Annotated in this window: 14 protein-coding genes; 11 read left to right on the top strand and 3 right to left on the bottom strand. The window is 59.6% G+C overall.

Annotated features, from left to right (window positions below):
- The first annotated feature begins 109 nt into the window (after positions 1-109).
- From FHT76_RS06585 to FHT76_RS06565, 5 genes are all read left to right on the top strand, one after another.
- Positions 110-2,095 (top strand): PcfJ domain-containing protein, encoded by a 1,986-nt coding sequence (locus FHT76_RS06585; protein ID WP_259184989.1) that lies wholly within the window; start codon positions 110-112, stop codon positions 2,093-2,095.
- A complete protein-coding gene (locus tag FHT76_RS06580) occupies positions 2,092-4,029 on the top strand; it encodes a PcfJ domain-containing protein (protein ID WP_259184988.1) in 1,938 nt (645 codons plus the stop codon). Before FHT76_RS06585 ends, FHT76_RS06580 begins: the two co-directional genes overlap by 4 nt.
- Positions 4,030-4,034: 5 nt before the next feature.
- Complete coding sequence (locus tag FHT76_RS06575; RefSeq protein WP_259184987.1) at positions 4,035-6,017, top strand: PcfJ domain-containing protein; 1,983 nt, start codon at positions 4,035-4,037, stop codon at positions 6,015-6,017.
- Positions 6,014-7,186 (top strand): PcfJ domain-containing protein, encoded by a 1,173-nt coding sequence (locus tag FHT76_RS06570; protein WP_259184986.1) that lies wholly within the window; start codon positions 6,014-6,016, stop codon positions 7,184-7,186. Before FHT76_RS06575 ends, FHT76_RS06570 begins: the two co-directional genes overlap by 4 nt.
- 63 nt (positions 7,187-7,249) lie before the next feature.
- Positions 7,250-7,849 (top strand): hypothetical protein, encoded by a 600-nt coding sequence (locus FHT76_RS06565; protein WP_259184985.1) that lies wholly within the window; start codon positions 7,250-7,252, stop codon positions 7,847-7,849.
- Positions 7,850-7,853: 4 nt separating this feature from the next.
- Here FHT76_RS06565 and FHT76_RS06560 read toward each other — a convergent pair whose 3' ends face one another.
- On the bottom strand, positions 7,854-10,394 hold the full coding sequence (locus tag FHT76_RS06560) for a hypothetical protein (protein WP_259184984.1): 2,541 nt from the start codon (positions 10,392-10,394) through the stop codon (positions 7,854-7,856).
- A gap of 173 nt (positions 10,395-10,567) precedes the next feature.
- On the opposite strand from FHT76_RS06560, the gene FHT76_RS06555 reads away from it, so the two are divergent.
- The 6 genes from FHT76_RS06555 (at position 10,568) to FHT76_RS06530 (ending at position 19,030) form a co-directional block, all read left to right on the top strand.
- Positions 10,568-11,770, top strand: coding sequence for an ATP-binding protein (locus tag FHT76_RS06555; RefSeq protein ID WP_259184982.1), 1,203 nt, complete (start codon positions 10,568-10,570; stop codon positions 11,768-11,770).
- A 95-nt stretch (positions 11,771-11,865) separates the two neighbouring features.
- Positions 11,866-12,987, top strand: a complete 1,122-nt coding sequence (locus FHT76_RS06550; RefSeq protein WP_259184980.1) for a hypothetical protein — start codon at positions 11,866-11,868, stop codon at positions 12,985-12,987.
- A gap of 115 nt (positions 12,988-13,102) precedes the next feature.
- Positions 13,103-14,356, top strand: coding sequence for a PcfJ domain-containing protein (locus tag FHT76_RS06545; protein WP_259184978.1), 1,254 nt, complete (start codon positions 13,103-13,105; stop codon positions 14,354-14,356).
- Between the two features lie 224 nt (positions 14,357-14,580).
- Positions 14,581-17,295, top strand: a complete 2,715-nt coding sequence (locus tag FHT76_RS06540; RefSeq protein WP_259184977.1) for a bifunctional diguanylate cyclase/phosphodiesterase — start codon at positions 14,581-14,583, stop codon at positions 17,293-17,295.
- A 195-nt stretch (positions 17,296-17,490) separates the two neighbouring features.
- Positions 17,491-18,186: a PEP-CTERM/exosortase system-associated acyltransferase gene (locus FHT76_RS06535; protein ID WP_259184976.1), complete on the top strand. Its 696-nt coding sequence runs from the start codon at positions 17,491-17,493 to the stop codon at positions 18,184-18,186.
- 10 nt (positions 18,187-18,196) lie between these two features.
- Positions 18,197-19,030: a ThiF family adenylyltransferase gene (locus FHT76_RS06530; protein WP_259184975.1), complete on the top strand. Its 834-nt coding sequence runs from the start codon at positions 18,197-18,199 to the stop codon at positions 19,028-19,030.
- A 1-nt stretch (position 19,031) separates the two neighbouring features.
- On the opposite strand, the gene FHT76_RS06525 is transcribed toward FHT76_RS06530, so the two are convergent.
- On the bottom strand, positions 19,032-19,481 hold the full coding sequence (locus FHT76_RS06525) for a hypothetical protein (protein ID WP_259184974.1): 450 nt from the start codon (positions 19,479-19,481) through the stop codon (positions 19,032-19,034).
- Positions 19,481-20,293 (bottom strand): hypothetical protein, encoded by an 813-nt coding sequence (locus tag FHT76_RS06520; RefSeq protein WP_259184973.1) that lies wholly within the window; start codon positions 20,291-20,293, stop codon positions 19,481-19,483. The genes FHT76_RS06525 and FHT76_RS06520 overlap by 1 nt, the downstream gene beginning before the upstream one ends.
- Positions 20,294-20,461: the final 168 nt, after the last annotated feature.

The raw sequence follows: 20,461 nt of genomic DNA, 5'->3' as shown, positions 1-20,461 counted from the left end.
GCCGTACCCCCGAAATTCCGAAAAGGATAGGCCAGCCCCACACGGGTGTCAAAGCGACGTTGCCAAAAGCATGACCCCATGGCTAAGTGAGGAAAATTCGGGACACGCCATGCGAAGACCAAACAGGAAATACTCGGTAATCGGCGCTTTCATCGGCGTCCTGTCAACGGATTCAGGGGTGCTGAAACTGCTTGCCTATTCGGTCGGTCGTGTCCTCTATAACACCCAGCCAGACGACTACAATCCGACGGAGCATCCCGAACACCAGGAAGCGGGAAGACACATCGCAGACTGGCTAACGGCCGCGGTCGCCAACCGCGAACATTGGCTTTCGAATGTCGATGAGCTTGGCCGGCCCAAGAAGCTTCTCAAGTTTCCGACGATGGAGGCCATCGTCAAGGAAGCCGACAAGGCGATGTTGCGCTACATCCAGAAGACCCGTGAGGTGGCCCTGCGAAACGGCGACGAGGAAATGGTGATGACGCTGGACGACGGCTTCCACGTCGTGCGTCTCCTGACACCGGCGGCTCTCGATCGGGAGTCGAAAGAGATGCAGCACTGCATCGGCAACGGGGCGTATGATGATCGGCTGCATGACCGGAGGTTCCAGTACCTGTCGCTGCGGGATCGCAACGGGAAAGCCCATGCCACCCTGGAGGTGGAAGGCGGTCGGGTAATTCAGTTGCAGGGGAAGCAGAACAGACAGCCGAACAGAGAGTATCTGGAAGCCATCGCCCCGTTGCTGAGACGCGAGGAATACCTGGTTCAAACAGACCGTACCGACCTGCGTTACGTTTACGCCGACGACTACAAGGTCGTCGACGCATGGGACCTCACTGGATGTTCCGAGGTCATCGGTGATCTCAGGAGGTCCAGAGCCGCGTTGAAGATGCCGGAAAAACTGCGCGTACGGGGAGAGATCGATCTTTCGCACTGCTCGTTTCCCGAAGGCTTTCCGAGCGAAGTCGAGGCTGACGGTTCGATATCGATCAAGGAATGCCGCCCATTCACTGCGCCTGCGCGCATTGTGAGCGGAGGTGATTTGACGATCTACGACGTGTTGATGGAAGGCGATATCGCTCACTGCGAGGCGGGCGGCAGTGTTTCTTTCAGGAAGACTTCCATGGACAAGCTGCCGCGTTACCTGAGGTTTCATGGTTCTCTGGACCTTGGAAAAACAGGAATCGAGAGCCTCGCCGGATTGGGGTACGTCGCCGGAAGCCTATCCCTTGAGGGAGCGAGGATCGAAAGCCTGCCGGAGAACATCCGCATCGGCGGCAAGCTTGACGCGAGTTCGTCCCGTCTCAAGGAATATCCGAGAACAGCCAAGATCGGCGGCGACGTTGACATCTCGTACACGCAGGTGGCGTTCCTTCCCCCCGTGACCGTCAAAGGAAAGCTCAACATCTCCAGCACGAAAATCACCGTGGTTCCAGGAGGCCTGGTCACGCATTCGCTACACGCGACAGGGTTGGCCATGGAGCATTTCGGTCCGAAGTCGATCAGGGGAGACCTGGACCTCGCTTATTCGTCCGCCACGCTGCCACATGGGCTGACTGTCGGAGGTTTCCTGACGTTGGACAATGGCAGCTTTGGAAATCTTCCCGACAATCTGAGGGCGGCCAGGATCAAGGCCAACAGCGCTGAAGTGACGTCTATCGGTCGCGGTCTCGTCGTTGAAGGAAATCTGGCAATTTCGGGCAACCCGATCACGACGCTACCTGCGGACATGGATGTCTGGGGAGATATCGTCGCCGGGCAAACGTTGATCGAGACCCTTCCAGACGGGTTCGAATGTGCTGGCGATCTTAACCTGACAGATTCCTGTGTCACCGCCCTGCCATACGGCTTGCGGGTCGGAGGGTCGCTCTGCCTTCACCACAACGAAATCGCCGAACTTCCGGAGAACCTTGTGGTCGGTTCCGACCTCACGATCACCTGCACCGATATCCGGTCGATCCCGGAATGCGCGGAGATCGGAAATCGCGTGCGGTCTGATATCCCGGAAATTGACAGCGGATGGTCGAAATACAACGAGGTGCGGCATTGGCGCGCACAACAGGCGGCCGCCGCAACAATGGCGGTTTCCCCATGACGACCTCTGGGCAAAAAGCGGAAATCGCGGCATTCGTCGAACAGATGACGGACAACGAACGGGTGCGCCTGCTCCTCACCTATTGCGTCGGCAGGCTGATGCTCAGGAACGCCAGGCAGCACAAGCCGATTCACGACGGCATCGGCTCGTTGCTCGACGTCATGCACGTGACAGATTGGCTGTCGGCGGCCGTCGTCAACGAAGCGGCGTGGCTCGCCAACACCGACGATCAGGGTAGGCCGAAAAAACTTCTCAAGTTCTCCAGCTTCGAGCAGATCATGCAGGAAGCGAACAAGGCGATGCTCATCGAGGCGCGCAAGGCAGGCGTGATGGAGATCGCCGAGGGAGACGAGGAACTCGTCATGACGCTCGCGGACGGTTACTACGTCGTCCGCCTGCTTACGCCAGCGGCACTCGACAAGGAATCAGGCCAGATGCAGCATTGCATCGGCGCGGGAGCGTACGACAACGCGCTCGCAAAGGGATCGGCCGAGTTCTTCTCGCTTAGGGATGCGGCCGGCAATGCCCACGCGACGATGGAAGTCTCGGCCGGTGAACGAGAGATCGTTCAGCTTCAGGGGAAGCAGAACAAGAACCCCGAGGACCGCTACATCCGCATCCTGCTTCCGATGATGAAGGCAAAGCGCCTCGGGATTGACAGGGTCTATCTCGGCAAGACGCGATTCATCGACGAGGAATACAATTTTGTCGACCTCCGGAATCTCGAGAGCGGGGCCGTGATCCACCGCCATGTCTATATCGAGAACGAGGGGATCATCGCGTTTCCGGAGAAGCTCGAGATCAGGGGTAACTTCACCATCCGGAACTCGGACAACGTTCGTATGCCAAGCAGACTCACCGTGTCAGGCAATCTCGATCTCGAGCGGACGGACGGTGTCACCAAGTGCGACGATCTGAAGGTCGGCGGAACGTTACGAGTTTCCAATTGCACATGGGACGAGATCGCGATCAGCCTCGAAGCAGGATCGGTTGCCATAAACGATTGTTCAGTCTCGAAGCTCGCTGACACGCTGGTGGTTCATAGGGACCTAACCCTCACGGAGTGCGCCATAAGAGACCTTGGAAACCTCGATTGCGTGGAGAGCCTGTCGCTGAGTTTGGTGCCTTGGTTGGAGCTAAAGAACCCCATCAAGGTATCGGGCCTCCTAAGTCTCAGAGGATACGAGCAGGAACGGTTACCGGAGATTATTTACGGCTATTCGTCGCTCTCAATACAAGAAGCCGCGATCACTGAACTCCCGGAAGGCATGGTACTGAAGGAACTCGATGTCAGCTTCACTCCTCTAAAGGCGCTTCCTGCCGATCTTGAGGTCAGCGCCCGACTGACCGCTTGGGGATGCACTTTCCCGGAAATCCCCGGAACTGCGAAGCTAGGCGGCAGCCTCGATATCAGCCGTTCGAAATGCAGGTCGCTGCCGGACGGATTGACGCTGGACAGTCTATTCGTCTCCGACTGTGACGAACTGGAAGCGTTGCCTTCCGACCTAACTGTCAGACAGCTTAGGGCAAAGTCTTCGAGCGTTCGGCACATCGGAAGCCGCCTTGTCGTCAAGCAAGACGCGGTCTTTGACCGCTCGGAGATCGTCGCCATCCCATCCGACGCTGAATTCCACCGCGACGTGTGCGCCCGTCAATGCGGTGCCCTTCGCGAGGTCGGCCGCGCCTTTTTCGGTGGGTTTCTGAAGCTGAGCGGAAGCGGCCCGCTGGTATTGGCGAACGGTCTCGACGTTGGAGGCCATCTCGTCCTTGGCGACGTCGACCGTTTGCCGCACGGACTATGCGTAGGCGGCCACCTTTACACAGAGATCGATGTGCACGGCATTGAGCATGCCGTTATCGGCGGGCAACACATCCGGTCGGCGTTGTCAGTTGCGCAGGCGAAGGCGAAAAATAGCGCTCCCGGCATTGGATGATCCGCATGTTCTACGACCACCAGAAGACGATCGTGGGCAACCTGCTTGCCAAACTGACACCCGACACCGCCGTTCAGAAGCTGCTTGCCTACTCTCTCGGCCGCGTGTTGCTCAACCAGGCGAAGTCTACGGAGACTGCTATTGATCGCCAGGTGCTTCCCGAGCACGAACACATAAGAGATTGGCTAACCGCCGCCGTTACAAACGGCGAGCCGTGGTTGAAGGTCGTCGACGAGCACGGGCGACCGAAGAAGCTGATGAAGTTCGGAAGTATGGATGCGATCACAAGGGAAGCCGACAAGGCGATGATGAAGTTCGCCCAGAAGAGCCGCGGGCTGCGGATCGCGGACGGAGATGAAGAGCTTGCCCATGAGCTCGACGACGGATGGTATGTGGTCCGTCTCCTGACGCCATCAGCTCTCGACCGCGAGAGTGGAGAAATGCAGCACTGTATCGGACAAGGCGGATACGACACGAAGGTGGCCGGCTACGAATGGGCCTACTACTCTCTGCGGGACCCTTTCGGGAAGCCGCACGCGACGATGGAAGTCTCCATGGCGGACGGGTCGAACGCCCAGATGCAGGGCAAGCAGAACGAAGAACCCCTTCCCGAGTACATCGACCGGCTTGCGGCGTTCTTGATCGCGATGGGATGGAAGCCGAGGCAGCTATCCCGCACGAGCAGGTGGGTTTTCGATGTGGATGGAAGACGTCACGACATCACCGCGATGCCGGATGGGGTCGTTCTCTGCAGCGGAATCTCTCTAATCGGGTTGACGGTCGAGTTTCCCCGAAATTTGACGGTCAAAGGCGACCTCCATATCGAGCGGTGCGAAATCACAAGGATGCCGGATGAACTGACCGTCGCCGAGGTCTATCGCGTCCGCGAATCCACCTTGGTCGGAACCCCGCGAATCCTGCGGGCTCTTCAGATATACGTCGGGGCATCGGAATGCGACGCGATCGCCGACGCGGTCGAACTGGGAAATTCGATCAGCATCAGAAGATCGAGCGTGTCGCGGCTGCCGAAAGGCCTCGGATCGCGAAATGACCTTCTGATCGAAGGCTGCCAGAAGCTTGACGACCTGACCGGCCTAGAGGCTGTCCGCGACCTGAAACTCAAAACGATGCCGGCCAATGTCCGTCTCCCAGACGGCCTGACAGTCCGATCGCTCGAAATCACCGAGACCGAGTTCACGTCATACCCGTCGAGCATCACGGTCAAGCAGGACGTGGACATCATCAGCGCAGGACTGACCGAACTGCCCGAGGGGTTGGTGGTGCACGGATGTCTCGACGTCAGCGGCAATCCGATCAAAAAGCTGCCGGAAGGTCTGTACGTCGGCGGCCATTTCACGTTTTCCAAGACAGGCATCGAGACGCTGCCCGAGAACCTCTATGTCGGCGCGTCGATCATCGCTTCCAACACTCCCCTTCGGTCTTTGGGTACCGTTCGCGAGGTTTGGGGGCGGCTCAGCATCGACGGGACATTGGTCGAGAAAATCCCGGATGGTTTGCATGTCCATGTCGAACTCGACGCCTCGAAATCGAAGCTCCGGGAGATCGGCAAAGGTGTCTCGGTGGGTGGGTCGCTTTTCATCTCCAAGACGGACGTCGTCGAGCTTCCCGGCGATATCGCGATAGGTCGTGGCCTCGACGCCTCCTATTCGTCGCTTCGCGCCTTGCCAGACGGATTCGAAGCAAACGGCGAACTCAGACTCGAAGGCAGCGATTTAAGGACGCTGCCAGAGGGGTTCCGAGCACGCGGCGATGTGAATATATCTGAGACGCCAATCACCGAATTCCCGGACGGTGTCGTCATCGAAGGCAATCTTAAATGCTACGGAACGCGGTTGAGGCGGGTCGCGAGTGATACGGTCGTCAGGGGAGACGTGTTACATCCTCTTGGAGACCAGTTGTTCCCGCGGCCGATGGAAAGAATGATCGCCAACATGTCACGCAACCTCGGAAAAAAGACCGGTCCATGACGAAGAAGCTAAGACCGGACATCGCGAGCTTTCTCTGGAAACTGACCGAGGACGAGACGGTGCTGAGGCTCCTCGAACTGTCGGTCGGCAGGGTTCTGGAAAATGCGGCCGCTGGCGGAGCCTTCCCGATGAGCCTGATCACTGCCAGCCAGGCGACCCACATCGCCGATTGGCTAACGGCCGCCGTTCTGACAGATGAGGACTGGTTGAAGGCCACCGATACCCGTGGCCGACCGAGGAAGCTGATGAAGTTCGGCTCCGTCGAGGCGATCGTCACGGAGGCCAACAAGGCGATGGCCAAGTTTTCCCAGAAGAATCGCGCCGTCGTCCTGCGCGAGGGCGCGGAGGAACTCTATGCGGAACTTGACGACGGTTATCACGTCGTCCGCCTGCTGACCCCTGAGGCGTTGGACCGCGAGAGTGGCGAGATGCAGCATTGCGTCGGGCAGGGGGCATACGATCACAAGGTCGGCTCCGAACACTACGATTACCTTTCGCTGCGTGACAGGTTCGGGAAGGCTCACGTCACCATCGAACTGGACCTTCGCCCGGCGCGTGGACCGATCGTCCTGCAGTGCTACGGAAAACAGAACGAGCCGCCGACCATTGAGTACGGCCTGATGCTCGCGCCGATGTTCCGCGAGCGCGGCATCCGTGTCGGGCAGCTTGGTGCCATTGTCTATGATCAACACTGGGTGCCGCATCCCGTCGAAAACATGCCGGACGGGATCGTCGTGCGGGGAAGCATGGACATCCGCCACCTGCGGGAGCTGAAGCTGCCGCCGCGGATGAAGGTCCACGGGGACTTCACCTGCGAGGGATGCACCAACATCGTCATGCCTCGCGAGCTGTGGATTCAAGGAACGCTGCACATGTTCCTGGGCAGCGTATCCGAACAGGGCGAATGGGTATTCGCGGGCAGGCGAGCGGTTCTGACCCGTATGAAGACACCCGAGGTCGGTGTCGCGTCGCTCCTGAAAACGAAAGAGCTGGACGCGGATAAGATGCGCACATGGACGACGGTCGAAGAGATCGAGTTCGAGTACGCGAACATAGAAAACTGCGGCATCGACATCGCCGACCTGTACGAGGCCCGGGAAAGAACCAGAGCCGCCAACAATCCTGAGAAGTCGAAGAACACCGCGTCGGGAAAAACCCCACGAATGTAGGGCGACATTGACCCTGCTGCGCCGGCATCGGACGATGGTGGCATTCGTCGACGGATCGATCGCATGCCAGGACTCGGCAACCACAAGCTCTTCCGCATAAGCCACCGCTCGGCGGGACAGTGGGCGCTGTTCTCGATGTGGCTCTGCGTCGTCTTCGCCATCACCTACGGCCAGGCGGCGTTCGCGCGGTCGGCGACAGCGACTTACATGATGCTGGCGAAGTGGCCTGCCTCGCCGGGACCTGACGCGGTCGTCTTCCAGTTCCATGACGAGGTCGGCCTTTACGCCGCCAATGCGGCGCTACTGCTCGCGTCGTTGTTGATCATCGCGGTGTTCAAGGCGGGCTATCGGTTCGCCCTGATGGGTTTTTCGGTCGTCGGTGCGGCCGCGTTAGCCTTGGGTCTTCTGGAGAAAATGGTCTACCACAAATGGATCGCCAGCAACGACACGCTCCTGATGGCAGAAGAAGTACGGCGCATGCCTCAAACGGCATCGCTCGATCTGGGTTCATGGGCGTTCGATCTCTCGGCGCTGTCGTCACTGGACCCGATGATGATCGTCGATCTCGCCGTGATTCTTGGATCGGCCGTCTGGGCCGTCATTTGCTGGAAAGTCGCCAAAGGAAAAGCCGCCGCGTTCCATGGCAAGGAGGCGGCGGCCTAGTCGATCAGATCGAGGGTCCAGCGGAAGCGGTAATGCGTGCTGTCCTGCGTTGGTGATCCTGTTCCGTCATCTGTTCTCCGTCGATGGCATAGACCGTTTCATCGGCGTAGACGGCCGCCGGGCCATGGGGATTGTGGAGGCGGCCGTTCTGGTAGTAGGCATCGAACCCGTTGTCCGTCTCGATCGCAGGTTCACCCACACGATGCAGAAGACCGCCGCGGTAATGGTGCTGTGAACTCCTGTAGATCAACGCCGGCCCATCCTCGCGATGCTCCTTCCCATGGCGATACCATCCCGTGAGGCCAGGGCTTTCGATCGCCGGACCGCCGTCGCGGTGGAGACGGTCGTACTGTCGGTATTCCCGCTCCTGACCGATGAGGGCCGACGGGCCGTCGACGCGATGCTCGAGGCCATGGCGGTACCACACGGACTGGTCCCCCAAGACGAGAGCAGGACCGTCGTCGCGGTGGAGATTGCCTCGGAAGCGATACTCCTCGTAAGCGTCATCGCCGACAAAGCGCGGCCTTCGAACCATGGCCGGACCGTCTTCCCGATGCATCACGCCGTCGACGATGTGGATCGTGCTCGTGTGTAGCTCATGGACGCCGTCCGCAACAGGCTGGAAATAGTCGCCGTACACCTCACGGCGCGCCTCGATCTCGGCGATGGCCCTGTCGGCGTCGCGCAGTTGGTTGTCGACCGAGACATGGCGGCGGATCGAGGTCGCCACGTCGTAACTCGAATTCGTCAATCCCATGCCGAAGCGGGTCAGAAGGCGTGATTTCTCGCCGGAGGACACGAGCGTCGCGAGGTGAACTCCATCGACTACAAGTGCCAGCGTCACTTCGCGTTTGTGCTTTCCGACGAAGAGCCACTCTCCATCGACGTTCCGCGCCTTGGAGAACGGCTTGAGACCATCGGCCACCAGGGGCTGAACGAGCTTGCCCATGAGATGTCTGATGGACGGGGAGCGGGAGTAGTTCGCCCCGGCTTCGATTTTCCTCACGAGGGCGGCGGCATTCGCGGAAACGGCAGCCACGACGGCTCGCGTATCGGCGATCAGTGCGTCATCTGGAACGAAGACGACGGTCTTGCCTCGGGACTGCCAAGTCTTACGGGAGGCGAACGCTTCGGCCTCTTCGTCGGTGGGGGCGACCTCTTCAAAGACGCGACCTCGATCGAGGATTTCCGTTTTCATGGCGGCCACGATCTGCTCGCGAAGGATTTCTGGCTCGATGGCGGACATGTGTTCGGTGAGGAAAGCGTCGATCGAGGCCGGGTTCAGAATATCCTCTGCCGGGACCGGGCGGGCGTCGATGGCTGGGACACCCATTCGGTGGCGCGCGAAAACCATATGCTCGGTGCCGAATTTCTCATCGAAAACGGCCTGACGAGCCATTTCCATGTAACGCTCTGCGATGCCCGTTGGGTCTTCGTCGGTTTCGAGGATCGCGACGATCTCGCTATCGATGGCTTCCGTGCCGAACAGGCGCTCCACGTCTTCCGGCGTCGCGGCACGAAAGTCGCCCTCGAGGTCGGCATCCCATTCACCGTCGTGGGACTGGTAGCCCCGGATGGCCAGGTCGTGAATTGTGTAGAGGCCGGGTTCGTGCACTTGGCCATCGAAGTAGATGTTGAGGTCGTCGCAGACGTATGCGGTGTAGCCGGAAGACCCCAAAGTGTGGTTCCGAATTTCATCGCCGTCTTTGTAGAACAGCACGAGTGCGGTGGACGGTTCGGTCCTCGAGCGGGCGATCTCGTAGTCGCGGTTGATCTGCGACGCGCTGGACAGGGTCGAGGCGAAGCCGTGGTTCGGTTCGACCGGGAGGTCGTCAAGGCCGAGGAAGGCAACGGCGTCGGCCGTGTTTTCCGCATTGCCGATGACGGCAATGTCCAGCAGGCGCACGAAAGGCGTCCCGTCTTCGAACGTGAAGCCGAAATGGCGTGCGATCAGGATGTCTCCCGCCTTTACGTCCGGAACCGGCGTAACTTGAGCGAGAGACTTGCGCAGATTTTCGATCCGCGCGGGAAAGACATCGGTGATCTCTGCGGCACCCTGCGTGGCGATCTGGATGCTAGACCCGTCGAACTCGTCCGATGTGGTGAACTCGCTCTGATCGGACTTCAGCGACAGGTCGTTTTGCCCGATCAGCCGTCCGTAGATGCCGTTCTCGTTGATCGCGGTGACGTGGAAGGCGGCCGAACTGAGATTTTCGACGGCTTTGAGTCGGTCGAGATACTCGTACACGATCTTCTCGTCGTTGGTCCGCAACTGGTTGACGGCGTAGACAAGAAATTCCCTGTTCGGATATTTGAGGTCGAGGCTCGACGAATGATAGCCGGGGCGTTCTCCCTTCAGCACACCGAGGTCGGCGACTTCGATTTCGACGTTGTTCTTGCCGCCCTTGATCACACGGCCAAGCGATGTTTCCGCAGTGCGGTATTCGCCGACCCAGCGATGCTTGTCGAGGTTGACGATCACGAGGTCGCCCTCTTTCAGTTCGTTCCTGACGCGATGCAGGTTGACCTTGTATTCGATGGCCATCGAAGTCTCCGTTTCTCTCCGCGAGATTGTCGCCCGCCGGAGGTATTGTGGGAAGCCGAAATCGAAGACCCGGCGTTCATTGGAGCATGCGGCACCGACAAGCGAGGAACCAGCGGGAGGACTTGTTTTTCGCGGTCTCGAACGCCACGTTGGGTAAAACCGGGGATTGGGACATGGAACGATTGAGAAAAGCAGCGCTCAAATTGAGGCGCAATCGCCGCGACTTGCGTATCGAGCGCGGGCTTGCCACTACGATGACCGCCCTCGACGACGACTACGTCCCGCTCGGAGACGACGCCGTGTTCGCAGGTGTCGACGCGACCCCGGAGGAACTCGTCCTCTATAGCGAAAACCAGTTGAATCGCGAACGGGCGAAGATAGGCCTTCTGACGAAATGGGCGCTGGCCGGTCTCGCCACCGAGATGACCATGCACGAAACGAACGGCCTCCTCTCGGCGCTTCGTTACGACGCAGAGCATTTCGCCTCGACCTATCCGCAGGACAAGAGGGTCGCGGGGCTGAAGTGGACTGTGAAGCGGCTCGACGACGATTTCAGCTTCCTAAGCCGGTTTAAACAGTCGACGAGCGGCTACTATCCTAAAGCCGCGCAGGCGATCGAGATGGTCAAGCATGAATTCACCCGGGCGCTTGGCAACGGCGACCTCGTGATCGAGACGACCGATGCTTTTCTGAAGTCCGATTTCGCGGCAGAGAGCCGGGCATTGTTGTCGGTCTTCAGCAACCTCGTCCGCAACGGTTACCAGTGGGCTTACAATGCGGGAAAGAAGCCGGCCGTGGTCCGTTTCGACGTACAGACGGTCGAATACATGGGCGAGGATTATGACGAGGAGACGGACACGAGTACGCCTGTCCTCAAGAGGAAAGACATTGTCATCGTAGCGGACAACGGGCCGGGTGTTAGGCCGGGGATGGGTGACAGCGTCTTCGACCCGAGCATCTCCGGCAGGGGATCGGCGGGGATTGGCCTGCATTTGTGCCGCGCAGTTCTCGAGGCGGGAGGCAATACGATCGTTCTGTCCGACGAGAAATCGGAGCTTGGTGGCGCGGTCTTCAAGATAGGTGGTTACAGCCTGCTGCGGCCGGACCAAGTCAGGACTCCAAAAGCTTCCCGGCCAAGGGAGGCCGAACTGGCCGACGCGCTGGATTCGATGGTCGAACTGGTACGAGAAGGCTTCAACGCGGAGGCGGCCGACCTATCCGACGTCTACGAGGAGGCGGCAGGATTGGCCATGCGCATCAGGCTGAGGGGCAGCGAATCCCCGTTGGACGAACGCCTTGTCGATGCCGTGGACGCGTTCGACGAGGCTGTAAGGTCGGCCCGCCCAATCACGGGGCCGAAGCTGCCTTCTCCATGAGACACGAGTAACCGTAGTTTCCGAATGGACCAGCGGTTCCCATGTTGTGCCTTGTCGATACCGGGATTAATCCTGGTTCGACCAGGAGACACACGATGCGCGTCACATTCCCTTTCCTCTACTCGGCCACGTCGATCGAAAACGGCGAGATTGCCCCTTGCCACAAGGGCGGGTGGGCCGAATTCGACATTCCCGACGCCTCCGAAGCGCCGCGGGTCTGCGATATTGAAGGATTCTCGCCGGAGGGCATTCCCTATCTCATCGAGGTCAGGAAAATGGACGGCCAGTTCTACCGTCCAAAACTGTCGATCCAGTCTGCCAGTTATTTTCCGATCGACGATGGCTCCGACCGTGTGAACCTGCGTACGATCGGGAGTTTGGTTCCGTCCTACTTCCTTCGAAACGGAGAAGGCCAGACGCCGCTCCCCGACAGGCGGGACCAGATCGTCCGCTACATCGAAAGCGAAGAAAACACCCGCGCAACCGTCACGGACGAGAGGGAAACGACACTGGAAACCATCGCGGCCGCGCTGGAGAATCTCGTTGTCGTCAACGGCGAGGTTTGGGAACGGTGTCCAGAGCCGAGACTGTTCGCCGACTTGTTTCACGCTCCCCCGAAGGTCGGGATCGTTTTCGAGCCTGAAGGCGAGCGCAGCCCGAAGGGGGTAGCCTCCATCATGCCGGTAGACCAGACGCACAGCTTCATGTGCATGCTGGAGGAGGCGTGCGCCGCCGAGGCGCTCCGCCGCGCACAGCAGGAACAGGAGGGGCGGAACGAACATCGCCGACAATGGACCATGCGTGACCTCCCGACGTTTAGCCTCGAGGTCTTCGACGAGACGCTTCTCAGCGATCCGACCCGACAGGGGCTTGAAGCGGCGAAGCGGTCGCTCAACGACATCCTCGGACATGCGGACCTCAAGGGTTTCAAAAGGCCGGTCGTCATCGAGTGGCTCAATTTCCGCGATGCCTTGGAAAAGGCGGAGGCCGATCCAAGCAAAGAGAACATGGAATCCATGTTCATGCACTGGGCCAACACGACCGAGTTTTTGGAACGGTCGCTGGCCGAGGAGGTGCCTGCCGGATACAACAATGGCAGCGAAGGGGTTGCCTGCAGAATACGGAGCAAGCGCGAAGCGGAGGCCTATCGAGAGGGCTTCTGGCGCGTCCACGACGGCCTGGTGATGGACTTTTCGCAAAGAAATCAGCTCGGTTGACGGACCTTCTCGGCCATACCAAGACGCAGCCCGCCCAAATCCACCGGCGGGCTGCGTCTTTTTGACGTGGTCAGAGCCATGGGCCTAACCTTTTCCGCTTGAGGCGGAGAATGGAATGGCGGGCAAGAACAAGGACTTCACGGAAAAACTGGTGGCGCGCATTCGGGATGAGCAGTTGTCCCGGCTCAGGGGAATGGAGCAGGCTGCGATCGACAAGGTCCGCGCGCTGTTCGACTGCTCGATACGCCGTGTCTACCTCAAGACCTCGACCGACGACGACTGGTTCCGCAAGACTGTCGCGACCGACGCGGACAAGATCAGACACATCATGGACTGGCTTGTCGCGTCCGTGGTCGAGGACGCCCATTGGCTTTCGAAAACGGATGGCCTTGGACGCCCGGGCAAGGTGATGAAATGCGGCACCATCGACGCGCTCGCGAAGGAGGCCGATACATGGAGCAAGAAGCGGCAAGCGAGCCGACAGAAGGTCGTGGCGCTCGACCCCGACGAAGAGCGAATGTTCATGGATTTCGGGGAGGGGTGGCGAATTGTCCAGCTGAAGACACCTTCCGCGCTAGACCGCGAGAGCGACTTCATGCAGCACTGCGTCGGCGACGGGGCGTATGACGCCATGCTGAACGATCCAGGCATGGCTATCCTCTCGCTGAGGGACCACCGGAACGAGCCGCATGTCACCGTCGAGATCAACGTGGAGACCAACAGGCTGATCCAGGTATGGGGCAAGGCGAATACCATACCGAAAGCGGTTTACTCGGAGATTATGCGGCCGTTCTTCCTGCGTCATGGCTACTGGCAGAAGCGCAGGACGGGCATCAACCATCTCCTGCTCGATCCTCAGGGAGGCGTCCATTTCGCTGGCGATCTGCCGGAAGGAGTGACGCTGAGAGCGATCGAGAACGTCAACGAAGAGCTGCTCGAAGCCTGGCCGAGGAAGTTGCTCGTCGAGAGCGGGATATCCCTTTCGGAACTGGACATCCGGGCGCACGTCCGCCGCGGTATATCGGGAATGTCCATCGTCGGGCCAGCCGACCTGTCTTGGACGCAGCTTGGCGTCATGCCGGCGAGGCACGGGTTCATGGGAGACATCGATCTGTCGGGTTCGGACGTCAGCAAGATCGAGGACGGCTTCCGCTGCCACGGGTGCTTGAGGCTGTCGGAGAACAAGAAGCTGAAAAGCCTTCCGTACCGCATGGTGGTGGCAGGCGATCTTTTCATCCGCGACACGCCTATCACCGCGTTGCCGGAGGACCTGTCGGTGCGCGGCAAGCTGACGGTACGAGGCACCGAGATAAGGAAGATACCGAAAACCGTGCGCGTCGGAGGCGATGTCGTCTTTTCCAGGTGGTGATCCAATATCCAGACTCCGCAACGGTCTTAGTCGGTTGAAGTCTTTGTTTGCGCGCTAGGCTCAAGCGAGCGGGGTCTCGATTTCTACTCCAAAGTCCTTTTCCTAAGCGGAAATTAACGCTGGTGGAAAACGGCGCACGTTTCTGTTGCAAGTAAGGCGCGAGGTCGATAAGAGGGACGACGACTGCGGCCGTTTACGCGCCGTGATGCAATGGGGTGATGTGCATGACTTCTCCGGATACCGCGACAAAGCTTCGAGATGCGTCGGTCGAGCGTGGTCCGGACATCTTTAGCGCCATCCGTCGTATCGGAGGGGCCGTGTTCTTCGTCGCGTTCCTTGTTTCGTTCAAGCTTGGCCCTGATGCCTTGGCGCTCGACGAAGCAGGCCGTGATGGATGGCTTTTCCTCTACCAGGTCGTCGGTTTAATGATCGCCGCCGCGCTGAGCGTGATCGCGGCGCGTCGCGGTATCGAGGACGCCCGGGGAGCGTGGAAATGCTTCGCGGTCGGCCATCTGCTTTATTTAGCGGGCAATCTCTACGGAGCCTACCTGATCATCGCGGGGAAGGACGAAGTCTTCCCAAGCGTGCGCGAGGCGGCTTATTTCCTCATGGCGATCGCTTTCGGGCTTGGAATGTCCCAGTACGGCGAGGTCGCACGCAAGGTGACGCGAACCAGCGTCTACAACTTCGTTCTCGTGTACTGCGCCATCACTGTCGCGTGTCTGTTCATTCTCAGGGACCACATCAGTCATGGCGTCCTTGGAAACTTCGCCACCGTGGCGGCGTTCCTCTACCCCGCCCTCTGGTTCAGCGTCGCCGCTTTCGGAGCGATCTCCATCGCCGTTTTCAGTCACGGCCGTAAATTCTTCACGCTGTTGCTTTTGCTCGGTGCGGTCTTAGCCGAAGCCATTGCGGATATGGCCTACGCGAAGGAAGTCATCGGGGGGACTTATGTCCTCGGTGGCGTCACGCAGTTTCTCTGGGTCTCTTCCATCGGCCTGTCGATCTGGGCCGCCATCGAACATCTCTGCATCGACAAGAGAGCGGAAACGCATCGTCAGGCGAAGAGGGTCTATTCGCAAACGGCGATGGCATCCATCCCGGGCGCTGCAATTCTCATCTTCATGATCTCGGGCAGCGTATGCGGAGCGTTCGGTTACAATCCCTTCTACGTCGGCTTCTCCATCGCTCTCGGCCTGCTTTTCGCGGCGGTCACGGGCCTTCGGGAACGCTCGATCATCGATAGTCACCAAGCATTGAGCGAAGTCGCGGCCGAGGGACGTCGCAGGGTGTCGGCGGTACTCGAAAGCACCAGCGACAGCGTCATCGTGCTCGACGGCGACGGGAGGCTGACCTATTTCAACGATCACGCTAGGACGACCCTTTCAGCGGGGCGGGGCGTATTGCGCCTCGGCGACATGCTATGGGCGGCCCACAATACAGGGACGGGTTTCCCCGAACGTGACCGGATCAGGAGAGCGGCATTGCTCGGACTGGCGACGGAGTTCGAAGCCCCGTATGGCAACGTCTGGCTGGACGTGCGCGTGTTTCCGGGACCCGATGGACTGTCGATCTTCTTCCGCGACATCTCCGAGCGCCGCGTCGCACGCCTCGAGATCGAACACCTCGCCTTGCGCGATCCGCTGACGGGGCTTGGCAACCGCACCTCGTTCCACCGGACCATGAGCGCGAAGCTGAAAGCCGGCGACAACGTCGGAATCCTCATACTCGATCTCGACCACTTCAAGGAAATCAACGATACGCGCGGCCATCCCGTGGGCGACGAGGTGCTGAAGAACGTTTCGGCGCGGTTGCTCGAATGTGTCGATGGCGCGGCAACCGTCTGCAGGCTCGGCGGCGACGAATTCGCCGTCGTCATCAGCAATTTCTCCGAGGCGGAGGCCAGCCTTCTGGCGCAGGGCATCGGCACCGCGCTGACCAAGCCTATTCAGCTCGAAGACGGCATCGTGCGGATCGGAGCGAGTATCGGTGTCGCGCTTGGGCACCCCGGAACCGACGCCGATATCCTGCTACGCAACGCCGACATCGCCCTTTACGAGGTCAAGAACAGCGGCCGTGGCGGTCACGCTTTCTTCAGGAAGGCCATGGAGACCCTTCTGGTCGAACGCAACGGCATGAAACAGGACCTCGCAAACGCGCTGGAAAACGACGAATTCGAACTGTTTTACCAGCCTCTCGTAGACCTCGCGACGGGCAAGGTATGCAGCTTCGAAGCGCTTTTGCGGTGGAACCATCCAGAGCGTGGCCTGATCCCTCCCGACGCTTTCATTCCGCTGATGGAAGAAAGCGGCCTGATCGTGCCGGTCGGGGCATGGGTCATGAGGACCGCGTGCAAGCAGGCTCTTACATGGCCATCGCACGTTTCGGTGGCGGTCAACATCTCGACCCGGCAGTTTTTCGATCCGACCCTCGTCGATACGATCAAGTCGGCTCTGTCCGACGCTGGCCTGGAGCCAAAAAGACTTGAACTCGAAATCACCGAATCCGCTCTCCTCAACGACAGCGGAGACAACCTTGCGACCCTCGCAAGGATCAGGGCGCTCGGACACAGGATCGCGCTGGACGATTTCGGAACCGGTTATTCGTCGCTCGGATACCTGCACAAGTTCAAGTTCGACAAGCTCAAGATCGACAAGTCGTTTATCGAGGGACTGAATGTGAAGGACGAGAGGGAAGCCATCGTCCGCACGGTCATCAGTCTCGGCAAGACCCTCGGGATGGTTATTACGGCCGAAGGGGTCGAAACACCGGAGCAGTACGGGTGGCTGAAGGTGAACTGCCAGCAAGCGCAAGGGCATTATATCAGCGTGCCGCTGAGGGCCGCCGCCGTCCCTGTGTTCATCGAGGATCATGAAGCAAGGCGCGCGAGCCGCGAGGCGGACAACGACGACGGCGGGGTCCGTCTGGAGACCGCCTGACCATCGGGTGCTTGCGTCTGACCGACGCAAGCGACAATGTTTTCGCCGGCAGAAGCTTAGCATGCGAACAATTATGTGTTGACAATTGGGAAGTAGAGAGGCCCGTTTCCTGCGGAACTCGTAATATTCCAATTATGTGATTTAAGTTCATTTTCTTTGGCTCGATACTTACCCCTGTAAATTCAGGGGTAAGTCATGGAAGACGTTTTCAGGTTCAGGTATCGGGTCTACTGCGAGGAAAAGAAGTTCCTTCCCGCCGCTGACTATCCGGAAGGTCTGGAAACGGACGAATTCGATAATATATCCACCCACGTCATCGTCCACGGCGGAGATGCCATTCCGAAAGGCTATCTCCGGGTCGTAGAATGCGCCGACCAAAGAAACCTGCCGCTCTTTGCGCACGGCATGACGACCGACACCGACTTCCCTGTGCCCGCTCCAGGGGGCGCTGTGGAAATCAGCAGGATGATGGTCAGCTCGGACTATCGGAAGAGGTTGCGGTCACCGGACGACGGTTTCCGGCCATCCGATACCCTTGCCGATCCGCCCGCCCGAAACGCCTCCGACCTCATACAGCTCAAGCTCCTGCGCCTTGCCTACCACCGCGCTTTGGAAATCGACGCCCGCTGGTTCGTCGCGGCAATCGAACCTGCCCAGGGAAGGAAGCTCGGCATGCTCGGATTTCCGAACAGACCGATCGGCCCTGTGGCAGACTACTATGGAAGCGTGCGGCCACACGCCATAGACATGAGGGAATTGGAGCGGAAGCTTCGTAACGACTGTCCCGCGGTATGGGCCTTTTTCGAAAATCGCTCCGAGGATATCCATACGACAGTCATCAGGCCGGGCGAGCGGAAAGCTTCGGCGAACAGACCAGCAATGGCGGCATGAGGGGCGACAGATGACCGTAGCTTTCGACTACCAGACGCTCGTGACACGGAACAAGGGATACATATCGGCCGACACGCAACTGGCGATAGGAGACGCGACCTTGCTGATCGCTGGCTGCGGTATGGGAAGCGCGCCGGCCATCTGCGCTGCGCGGACGGGTTTCCGCAAGTTCATACTGGTGGACGGCGATGTCGTGGACGCCCATAATCTGAACCGACAGTTTTACAGTCATTCAGATATAGGAAAATCCAAGGTCGAGTGTCTTCGCAGGCACATCCTCGAGATAAATCCGGATGCGGAGGTCGAGGCGGTCATGGCCAACCTCGATGCGTCGAACACCGCCAGGATCGTCGGTCGCTGCGATATCGTCTTCGACACCGTCGACACGGTCGATCTGCCGGCGGTCATTCGTCTCCACGAAGAAACGGCGCGACAGGGGAAGTCGCTGTTTACGGCCATCAACGTGGGGTTTGGCGCACTCGTTTGGCATCTTCCCCCGGATGCGACTGTCACATGGCCATCGCTGCTCGCGGAAGACACCGAAAAAGTCCGCGCGGCGGGTGGCGATCCAAACAGCTACGCCGAAGTCTACATTTCCTTCGTCGGCCGTCTCGCGAGCAGCCTCGACCAGGAGGTTCTGGATGTAGTCGACTCCATTCTTTCCCAGATGAGAGAAGGGAAGCCGTGTCCAGCTCCCCAACTGGCGGTCGGGAGTTTCTCGGCCGCGGCGCTTGCCGTCAGCATGATGCACGACCACCTCGCCGGCTATCCCGTGGTCAGTTCTCCAAGCCTCGTTCTGCAAAGCTACAGAGCGTTGCAGACGAAGGTCGTCACGATAGAGTAGGTCATGCCAACGGTGCGGTGCTTGGAATTGCCGCCTGGCGTGGCGGAAGCGGTTCGGAAAACAACGCCGCGACGAGGCGAGAGGCGACCGCAGTCGAGAACCGTTCGTGAGCCGGAGAGGTGAATTCGAAGGGAATCTCGTCAGGTGCCCATTCGACGAATGACGGCTCACGAGCCTGGTCCGCCCAGGCCTCGATCCAGATGTCGCGGTCGTGGATGCCTTCGACGTCAATGATGGCGTCGCCGACCATCGCTCCCGCATGAACGAGCCATGGCTCGTCGAGTTCGAGGCCGTCCTGGGAGATACTGTCGTAGATCGCTACGACAGCCGATCCTTCGACGGTGGAGACGAGAGCCAAAGCAAGCTGGTGGCAACCGCCCTTGACGAAAAACTCCTCTGACGTGACTTCGGCCCCGAAGGCGGGGTCGGTGAGGCCGTGCCATGCGGTCATCAGGGTCTCATGATCTCGGTTCGGATCGATCCGTCGACAAGACCGACGATGACGAAAGTCGCGCCATCGACAAGCTTTACGGTGGCGTGATGCACTCCTGATGCATTGATCTCAAACCCGTCTCCCGCGATCCCGACGGGCGTCGGATCGGTTTCCTGTGAGGAAAACGTCCAGGGGGCTACCCGTGCCATTTCGTCGGGGACGAGAGCCATGTAGCGGTGGATCGCCTTGGTCCGTTCGGAAACGGCCCGCCACGCCTCTTCCTGTTCGTCGCGGAGACGGGCGATCTCAAGGACCGCCACCGCCTGGCGGAAGCCGTTCGCGAACCCTGGGTGCGCCGTCGCCAATTCGCGGATATGTCGCGCAATGGTCCAGACGAAGCGCGCGCGCGTCTCGGCGTAGACAGGATCGTCCTCTTCCACAGAGAGAGGCAGGTTGAGCTTGAGCGCGCCGCCTTTGGAACGCTGATCAAGGTTGCTCATCGAGAACGAGAGACTGTCTGCGGCGCTCGCCAGATCGAACTCGTCGAAGGGGACGGGGTCGGAGTGCAACGAAACGCTGTAGCGGACACCGTCGATGACAACGGGTTTGCCGATGCCGACACCCCAGGACTCCGATCCGAAACAGGCGCTCACGTGGACCATGCCCTGCTGGAGTTCGATGTCGAAAACGCCCTGCGCGCCTTCGGAGTTTAGCGGGATGCCTTCGATCTGGTAGGCACCGACGCCCTCGTCACGGATAAAAAAATCCTCACCGGGAATGACGAAATAGGGGGTGTTTGGTATCGGGGTCTTACGATCTTGTGAGGTCATTGTTCCTCGGCGCTGGAACGCGCAGGCTGCGCTGTCAGATCGCCTTTTATACGCGCAATGGACGACAGGCGGAAGAGGCGGCGGTGAATTCGAGGTTTCACGTCGCAACGGATGGCACGCTATGGAAGAATGCGCCGGCACCGTCTAGGGTGGATACGACAAAGATAA

The sequence above is a fragment of the Rhizobium sp. BK176 genome (assembly GCF_024808055.1).
This window is presented reverse-complemented; position numbering and strand designations above follow the sequence as displayed.

Bases quoted from the DNA above. Each gene is read 5' to 3' on its own strand.
- FHT76_RS06585 (WP_259184989.1), top strand. From the start codon at position 110: ATGCGAAGACCAAACAGGAAATACTCGGTAATCGGCGCTTTCATCGGC.
- FHT76_RS06580 (WP_259184988.1), top strand. From the start codon at position 2,092: ATGACGACCTCTGGGCAAAAAGCGGAAATCGCGGCATTCGTCGAACAG.
- FHT76_RS06575 (WP_259184987.1), top strand. From the start codon at position 4,035: ATGTTCTACGACCACCAGAAGACGATCGTGGGCAACCTGCTTGCCAAA.
- FHT76_RS06570 (WP_259184986.1), top strand. From the start codon at position 6,014: ATGACGAAGAAGCTAAGACCGGACATCGCGAGCTTTCTCTGGAAACTG.
- FHT76_RS06565 (WP_259184985.1), top strand. From the start codon at position 7,250: ATGCCAGGACTCGGCAACCACAAGCTCTTCCGCATAAGCCACCGCTCG.
- FHT76_RS06560 (WP_259184984.1), bottom strand. From the start codon at position 10,394: ATGGCCATCGAATACAAGGTCAACCTGCATCGCGTCAGGAACGAACTG.
- FHT76_RS06555 (WP_259184982.1), top strand. From the start codon at position 10,568: ATGGAACGATTGAGAAAAGCAGCGCTCAAATTGAGGCGCAATCGCCGC.
- FHT76_RS06550 (WP_259184980.1), top strand. From the start codon at position 11,866: ATGCGCGTCACATTCCCTTTCCTCTACTCGGCCACGTCGATCGAAAAC.
- FHT76_RS06545 (WP_259184978.1), top strand. From the start codon at position 13,103: ATGGCGGGCAAGAACAAGGACTTCACGGAAAAACTGGTGGCGCGCATT.
- FHT76_RS06540 (WP_259184977.1), top strand. From the start codon at position 14,581: ATGACTTCTCCGGATACCGCGACAAAGCTTCGAGATGCGTCGGTCGAG.
- FHT76_RS06535 (WP_259184976.1), top strand. From the start codon at position 17,491: ATGGAAGACGTTTTCAGGTTCAGGTATCGGGTCTACTGCGAGGAAAAG.
- FHT76_RS06530 (WP_259184975.1), top strand. From the start codon at position 18,197: ATGACCGTAGCTTTCGACTACCAGACGCTCGTGACACGGAACAAGGGA.
- FHT76_RS06525 (WP_259184974.1), bottom strand. From the start codon at position 19,481: ATGACCGCATGGCACGGCCTCACCGACCCCGCCTTCGGGGCCGAAGTC.
- FHT76_RS06520 (WP_259184973.1), bottom strand. From the start codon at position 20,293: ATGACCTCACAAGATCGTAAGACCCCGATACCAAACACCCCCTATTTC.